At 54.0% G+C, this 6836-nt stretch carries 7 protein-coding genes (1 of these 7 cut by a window edge); all 7 read left to right on the plus strand.

Annotated elements, in window-relative coordinates:
• Window positions 1-803, plus strand: an 803-nt coding sequence (fabV, locus tag INT22_RS21445) for an enoyl-ACP reductase FabV (protein ID WP_226912874.1), incomplete at its 5' end; no start/stop codon positions are given.
• A gap of 69 nt (window positions 804-872) precedes the next feature.
• Entirely contained in the window at window positions 873-1088 is a 216-nt protein-coding gene (locus INT22_RS17865; RefSeq protein WP_089039525.1) for a hypothetical protein, read from the plus strand.
• Window positions 1089-1266: 178 nt separating this feature from the next.
• Window positions 1267-2241: a GlxA family transcriptional regulator gene (locus tag INT22_RS17870; RefSeq protein WP_174412707.1), complete on the plus strand. Its 975-nt coding sequence runs from the start codon at window positions 1267-1269 to the stop codon at window positions 2239-2241.
• Between the two features lie 100 nt (window positions 2242-2341).
• Complete coding sequence (locus INT22_RS17875; protein WP_089039524.1) at window positions 2342-3556, plus strand: aspartate aminotransferase family protein; 1215 nt, start codon at window positions 2342-2344, stop codon at window positions 3554-3556.
• Between the two features lie 35 nt (window positions 3557-3591).
• On the plus strand, window positions 3592-4656 hold the full coding sequence (locus INT22_RS17880) for an arginine N-succinyltransferase (protein WP_193068667.1): 1065 nt from the start codon (window positions 3592-3594) through the stop codon (window positions 4654-4656).
• A complete protein-coding gene (astA, locus tag INT22_RS17885; protein WP_089039522.1) occupies window positions 4656-5687 on the plus strand; it encodes an arginine N-succinyltransferase in 1032 nt (343 codons plus the stop codon). Before INT22_RS17880 ends, astA begins: the two co-directional genes overlap by 1 nt.
• Window positions 5688-5831: 144 nt before the next feature.
• A protein-coding gene (astD, locus tag INT22_RS17890) for a succinylglutamate-semialdehyde dehydrogenase (RefSeq protein WP_193068668.1) crosses the window boundary here: on the plus strand, window positions 5832-6836 show its 5' portion. Its footprint extends 492 nt past the window's final position; the window shows 1005 of its 1497 coding nt (coding positions 1-1005); the start codon lies at window positions 5832-5834; its stop codon lies off the right edge, out of view.

The raw sequence follows: 6836 nt of genomic DNA on the forward strand, positions 1-6836 counted from the left end.
TGGTGGTGTACTCCCTAGCTTCACCAGTGCGCAAGTTGCCAGATACTGGGGAAGTAAAGCGCTCGAGCCTGAAGCCGATTGGTGAAACCTATCGCGCTACCGCGATTGATACGAATAAAGACGCCATCATCGAGGCAGAAGTCGAGCCTGCCACTCAGCAAGAGATCGACGATACCATCACAGTAATGGGCGGTGAGGACTGGGAGCTATGGATGAGCGCCCTGGACGACGCGGGTGTGCTGGCGAAAGGCGCGCGTAGCGTGGCGTTTAGCTATATCGGTACTGAAATTACCTGGCCGATTTACTGGCACGGTGCGTTGGGTAAAGCGAAAGAAGACCTTGATCGCGCCGCGACTGCGATTGATGCCAAGCTGAAAGAGACAGGCGGCGGTGCCAATGTTGCCGTACTTAAGTCGGTCGTTACCCAGGCGAGTGCCGCGATTCCAGTCATGCCGCTGTATATCGCCATGGTCTACCGCATCATGAAAGAGCAGGGCCTGCATGAAGGCACTATCGATCAATTAAACCGTTTGTTTGGAGAGCGTCTTTATTCTGGCCAGCCTGACGATATGGTCACTGACGACCAAGGCCGCCTACGTCTTGACGACTGGGAGCTGCGTGACGACGTACAACAAGCCTGCCAAGACCTATGGCCGACTGTCACAACAGAGAACCTGTTCGAAATTACCGACTATGCTGGATATAAGCACGAATTTTTGAAGCTGTTTGGCTTCGAGCGTGATGACGTAGATTACGACGCAGATGTGAACCCAGATGTTCACTTTGATGTCGTTACACTATAGCGCTAAGCGTGACGAGGAGGGTTAATCGCCGCGCTGTTGATCATCTAACCGGAAAGCGAGAGGTGTTGTATGGATACCAAGGAAAGCAAAACCCGGGAAGAAGAGATAGAGCACGTAATGAATGAACGTCTGCCTGAGGACTTTGAAACATCTCAGCCGCAACGGCAGCCAGAAGCGAAAAAGTCCCCTAACGGGCTACATAAGGTGCTTCCTTTAGTCATTATCGTGATGGGCATTATCGTTGCGGGCATTGTCATCCTGGGGCTTGGCAATAGCGGCGGTTAACCAAGACACATACTCCTTCTGTTGCCGGGCCTAGTGCCCGGCAATTTTGTATTTATGCCTCCTATTTTAGTTTTAAGAGCCATAGCGCTGCCTTCACTTGCGCAATTGGGTAAGATGGCTTTTTCTCTAGCTATTTATCTAAGTTGGCGGCGATTTCTATGCAGCAAAGCAACTTGTTATGTCCTCAAGTACGTTGATGTCATCCGCCAGTGAACGTCGGCGGGTGGCCTTTGTGTTGCTGCCTGGTTTTTCGCTGTTGGCCCATGCGAGCGCTATCGAGCCGCTGCAGATGGCCAATCAGCTAAGCGGGCAGATGCTTTACCACACCGTTACGTTAAGCTTAACCGATGAGCCTGTGCGCAGTGGCGCACAACTTTCCTTACTCGCTCAACATGTCTTAGGCGCGCCGCTCGGTCCGCTTGATATGCTGTTGGTATGTGCCCCTACACCACTACCCTATGCACTGCCCGCCAAGCTAAATGAGTGGCTGCGCAGTCATCAGGGCAGAGGTGTGGCTATTGGTGGCCTTGCGGGAGGCACGGAAGTGCTTGCCCGCTGCGGGCTATTAGAAGGCTACCGCGCCACATTGCCCTGGCAGCGCTTCGATGCGTTTGCACAGGCTTATCCTCAGGTCACGCTTTCTCAGCAACTGTTTGAAATTGACCGCGATCGGATAACCTGTGCCGGTGGCACTGCGGCAATGGATATGATGCTAACGCTGATTGGCAAGCATCACGGCCAGCGCCTTGCCGAGCAGGTTTCAGAGCAGTTCGTTTGTGATCGCATTCGCTTAGCCGATGAACGCCAGCATGTACCGCTGCGTAATCGCCTTGGCCATGCGCCACAAAGCCTGGTAGATGCCGTCACGTTGATGGAAGCTAATATTGAAGAGCCGCTTTCTACGCTAGAGCTGGCCGAGCATTTGGGTATTTCTCGACGCCAGCTAGAGCGACTGTTCAAAAAGTATCTGCAGGCAGTGCCCAGTCGCTATTACCTGGATTTACGCTTACAAGATGCGCGTAAACAATTAAGAGAGAGCGATCGCCCGGTAGGTGATATCGCGCTGATGACCGGATTCTCTTCTGGTGCGCACTTCTCTACCGCCTATCGTAATCACTTTGGCATTACACCGCGGGAAGAACGGCTTGGATAAGCGCGGCTTTTCATAATTTACCGTCCCAATACTGAAAGCACGGCGTCTATTGCCCCCCGTATACTGAATCTATCCTTTACTCCACCGGAGGTATCGTCCCATGAGCTACACCCCAAGCCGTCAGGATTTCGATAACTACATGGCGCCAAACTACTCGCCACAACAGATTATTCCAGTGCGTGGCGAAGGCAGCCGCTTGTGGGATCAGCAGGGGCGTGAATATATCGACTTTGCTGGTGGTATTGCAGTGAACTCGCTTGGCCACTGCCACCCTGTGCTCGTGAATGCGCTTAAAGAGCAGGGCGAAAAGCTTTGGCACTTGTCTAACGTATTCACTAACGAGCCAGCACTGGCACTTGCCAAAACACTCACTGAGCGTACTTTTGCCGATAAAGTGTTCTTGTGCTCATCCGGCGGCGAAGCTAACGAAGCTGCGCTGAAGCTAGCCCGCCGTTGGGCGGTAGACCACCATGGCGAGCAGAAAGATAAAATTATCTCGTTTTATCAGTCTTTCCATGGCCGCACTTTCTTCACCGTGAGTGTGGGTGGTCAACCCAAGTATTCGCAAGGCTTTGGCCCGGTGCCAGGTGGCATTCTGCATGCCAACTTCAATGACCTGGAAAGCGTACGCAAGCTAGTGGGCGACGATACCTGTGCCATTATGGTTGAGCCGATGCAGGGCGAAGGCGGCATTGTTCCCGCGACCCAAGAGTTCCTTCAGGGCCTGCGTGATCTGTGTGACGAACACAACGCGCTGCTGATTTTTGACGAAGTACAAACGGGCGTTGGCCGCAGCGGTGAACTTTACGCCTACAAAAACTTCGGTATCACTCCGGATATTCTCACCAGTGCCAAGTCATTGGGCGGCGGCTTCCCGATTGGTGCCACTTTAACCACGGATGCGATTGCGAAGTCTCTGGCGATTGGTACCCATGGTTCTACCTACGGTGGCAATGCGTTGGCATCTGCGGTTGCTCTAGCGGCTGTGGAATTCATTGATACTCCTGAAGTACTTAACGGCGTTAAGCACCGTCACGACCTGTTCCGCGAGCATTTAGAAACCATTAACCGCAAATATGGCGTATTTAAAGAAATTCGCGGCATGGGAATGCTGATGGGCGCACAAATGTCAGATGCCTTTGAAGGCCGCGCTAAAGACATTCTGCCGCTGGCTATCGAAGAGGGTGTGATGGCACTGGTTGCGGGTCCCAACGTGCTACGTATGGCGCCATCTTTAGTCATTCCGGAAGCGGATATTGCTGAGGGTATGGCGCGTTTAGAGCGTGCTATTGAGCGGCTAGTTGCCAGCGCATGAGTAGGCAAGAAGCCACACAAGAGGGGGCGTTAAGGATGCTGGTAATTCGACCGGTAACAATGGCTGATCTTCCAGCCCTGGAGCAGTTGGCAGAGCACGCGGTGCCGCGGCTCACCAATCTGCCCGCCAACCGTGATCGGCTTGAGGAGCGCATTGTGCGCTCCCAGGAAGCCTTTAATAGCGACATAGAGTTCCCTGGTAACGAGCACTACATGTTCGTACTGGCAGATGATGACCGCGAGGAAGTACTCGGCACGGCGACTATTCGCGCCCAGGCAGGCGCAGCTGAAGCCTACTACACCTATCGCCAGGAAACGCTGATTCATGCTTCTCAACAGCTGAATGTGCGCCGGGAAGTGCAAACCTTGGCGCTTTCTCATGAAGCCTCTGATGCCACGCTGCTCTGTGCGCTATCGCTTAACCCACGCTACAAAGGCACCAGTGCAGAAAGTCTGTTACGCCGTGCGCGACTAATGTTCATTGCTCAATACCCCGAGCGTTTTTCACGCATTCTGGCGGTCGCCTTTCCGGGCTATCTGGATGGCAACAACGAATCGCCTTTTTGGGAAAGCGTCGGTCGCCACTTTTTTGCGCGCAGCTTCCAAGAAATGAATCACATTGCTGGCGTTCGCTCGAAAAGCTTTATTGCTGAAGTGATGCCGCAATTTCCGCTTTATCTACCGCTGCTAACGCCTCAGGCACGCGCTGCCATTGGCCGAGAGCATCCTGCCCATGAAGATGCACTAGCAGAAATGCTGGCAGAAGGCTTTGTGCGCTCCCGCCATGTCGATATTTTCGACGCAGGGCCGATTGTAAAAGCCGAGCGTGAGCGATTGGAAACTTTCCGTCGTGCCGCTTGGCATCCTGTCAGGGTACGCCCTGAACACGCGCTGCCCGATGCAGAGCCTGCGATGATTGCCAATCAAACCTTAGGTGATTTCCGCTGTATTGTGGCGCGTTATGCGCTTTCGCCTACTGGGCAATTAATGCTTTCACCACAGCACGCTAAACAGTTGGGTGTTGAAGAGGGGCGCGCGGTGCTAGCCGCGCCATTAAGCCTGCCAAGCGCGGTAGATGCGCTTGATGAAGGAGAGATGTAATGCGCATTCGACCCATTGCCCGCGACGATTTGGATGGGCTCCAGGCGCTTGCGCAACAGGCAGGCGTTGGCTTTACCTCACTGCCGGATAACCGCGAGTTTTTGGCTGGCAAAATTGAAGCCGCTGCCCGTGCCTTTGAAGAGCGCACGCCAGCCGATGATCGACTCTATTTTTTTGTACTGGAAGATGAGCAAAGTGGAGAGTTGGCCGGTTGCTGCGCTATTGAAGGTCAAGTAGGTCGTGAAGTGCCATTTTACCACTACCGCTTGGGAACACTGGCCCATTCATCGGTACAACTGGACTTGCACCGTACAATCGACACGCTATTTTTAAGTTCCGATCACACTGGCGATGCGGAAGTATGCTCGCTGTTCTTACGCCCTGAATATCGCGGCGAAGCGAATAAACACCTACGTAATGGCGCGCTGCTTTCCAAAGCTCGCTGGCTGTTTATGGCTCAGTTCCGTGACCGTTTTCCGCAAAAAGTGCTGGCGGAAATGCGCGGCGTGTTTGATGAAAATAACACCAGCCCCTTTTGGGAAAGCCTGGGTAAACACTTTTTCCCCATGGACTTTAATGAGGCCGATCGGTTAACCGGGCTAGGCCAAAAAAGCTTTATCGGTGAGCTGATGCCTAAGTTCCCGATCTACACCACCTTTATGTCGGAAGAGGCACTTGCCTGTATTGGCCAAGTGCACCGCCATACTCGACCAGCCCTTGAAATGCTCAAAAAAGAAGGGCTGCGTTGGGAAGGCTATATCGATATTTTCGATGGTGGCCCCACGGTGGAAGCCTATATTGACGACGTGCGAGCGATTCGTAATTCGCAGCTCTGCCAAGTGGAAGTTTCTCAAAATGCTCCCGACGAAAGCGTCAGCCGCTGGCTGGCAGCCTCTACCGAGATGCTTAACTTCACCGCTAGTTGGATAGGCCGCGGACCCAGCGAGGAAAACACCATCGTGCTTAACCCGCAAGAAGCGGATCGCCTGGGCGTGACGACGGGTGACTACCTACGCTTATTGGAAACCTAGTTTTTCAAGAACCGTTTTTCAAAAATAGCCTTTCAAGAACAGCTTCTCGAGAACAGCTTTTCAAGAACGGTTTTAAACAGTCTTTCAGAATAAATATACATAACAAGCTCGCACAACAAGCACGCATACGGGAAGGAGATAAACATGCACGCCCAACAGCAGCAACTGATTAACGGCGCCTGGGTAACGGGCGATGCCGATACCTTCACAAAGCACGATCCGGTTTCAGGAACACTGCTGTGGCAAGGTGCTTCGGCTTCAAGCGCACAGGTTGGCGCCGCTATTGATGCCGCGCGTGTAGCTTTTCCTGAATGGGCGCGCACTACGTTTGCTGAGCGCCAAGCACTTGTTGAGCGTTTTGTTGAGGTACTTACCGCCCGTCGTGAAGAGTTAGCGATAGCGATTGCCTCTGAGACCGGCAAGCCGCTTTGGGAAGCACGCACTGAAGCTGGCGCGATGGTCGGAAAGGTGGCGTTGTCTATCAAGGCTTATCATGAGCGCACTGGTGAGCGGGAAAAAGAAGTGGGTAGTGCGAAAGCCGTACTGCGCCATCGCCCCCACGGTGTCATGGTGGTCTTTGGCCCCTACAACTTCCCCGGTCACCTACCCAATGGCCATATGGTACCCGCGTTGCTCGCCGGTAATACCGTGGTGTTTAAGCCTAGCGACCAAACCCCGTTGACCGCCGATTTAACCCTGCAGTGCTGGGTGGAAGCAGGGCTGCCTGCAGGGGTGATTAACCTAGTGCAAGGTGGTGTCGCTGTAGGCCAAGCCTTGGCAGCGCACCCCGGCATTGACGGCCTGCTGTTTACGGGCAGCGCTAAAGTGGGTGGCATGTTGCAGCAGCAGTTCGCCGGGCAGTTGGATAAAATCCTGGCGCTGGAATTGGGCGGCAACAACCCGCTGGTGGTGAAGGATGTCGACGACGAGCGTGCTGCCGTACTGACTATTCTGCAGTCGGCGTTTTTATCCGGTGGTCAGCGCTGCACCTGCGCCCGCCGCTTGATGGTGCCGCAAGGGGACGTTGGCGATCGCCTGATCGACGCGCTTTCCGACGCTATCGCCAAGCTACACGTGGCAGGGCAATTTGAAGAAGCACCGGCGGCGCCGTTCTATGGCGGCTTGGTCAGCGTGCCAGCTGCCGATGGC

The sequence above is a fragment of the Halomonas sp. 3D7M genome, assembly GCF_014897885.1.
Taxonomy (GTDB): Bacteria; Pseudomonadota; Gammaproteobacteria; order Pseudomonadales; family Halomonadaceae; genus Vreelandella.

Coding starts and splice junctions, on each gene's coding strand:
- INT22_RS17865 (WP_089039525.1), top strand. CDS start 873: ATGGATACCAAGGAAAGCAAAACCCGGGAAGAAGAGATAGAGCACGTA.
- INT22_RS17870 (WP_174412707.1), top strand. CDS start 1,267: ATGTCCTCAAGTACGTTGATGTCATCCGCCAGTGAACGTCGGCGGGTG.
- INT22_RS17875 (WP_089039524.1), top strand. CDS start 2,342: ATGAGCTACACCCCAAGCCGTCAGGATTTCGATAACTACATGGCGCCA.
- INT22_RS17880 (WP_193068667.1), top strand. CDS start 3,592: ATGCTGGTAATTCGACCGGTAACAATGGCTGATCTTCCAGCCCTGGAG.
- astA (WP_089039522.1), top strand. CDS start 4,656: ATGCGCATTCGACCCATTGCCCGCGACGATTTGGATGGGCTCCAGGCG.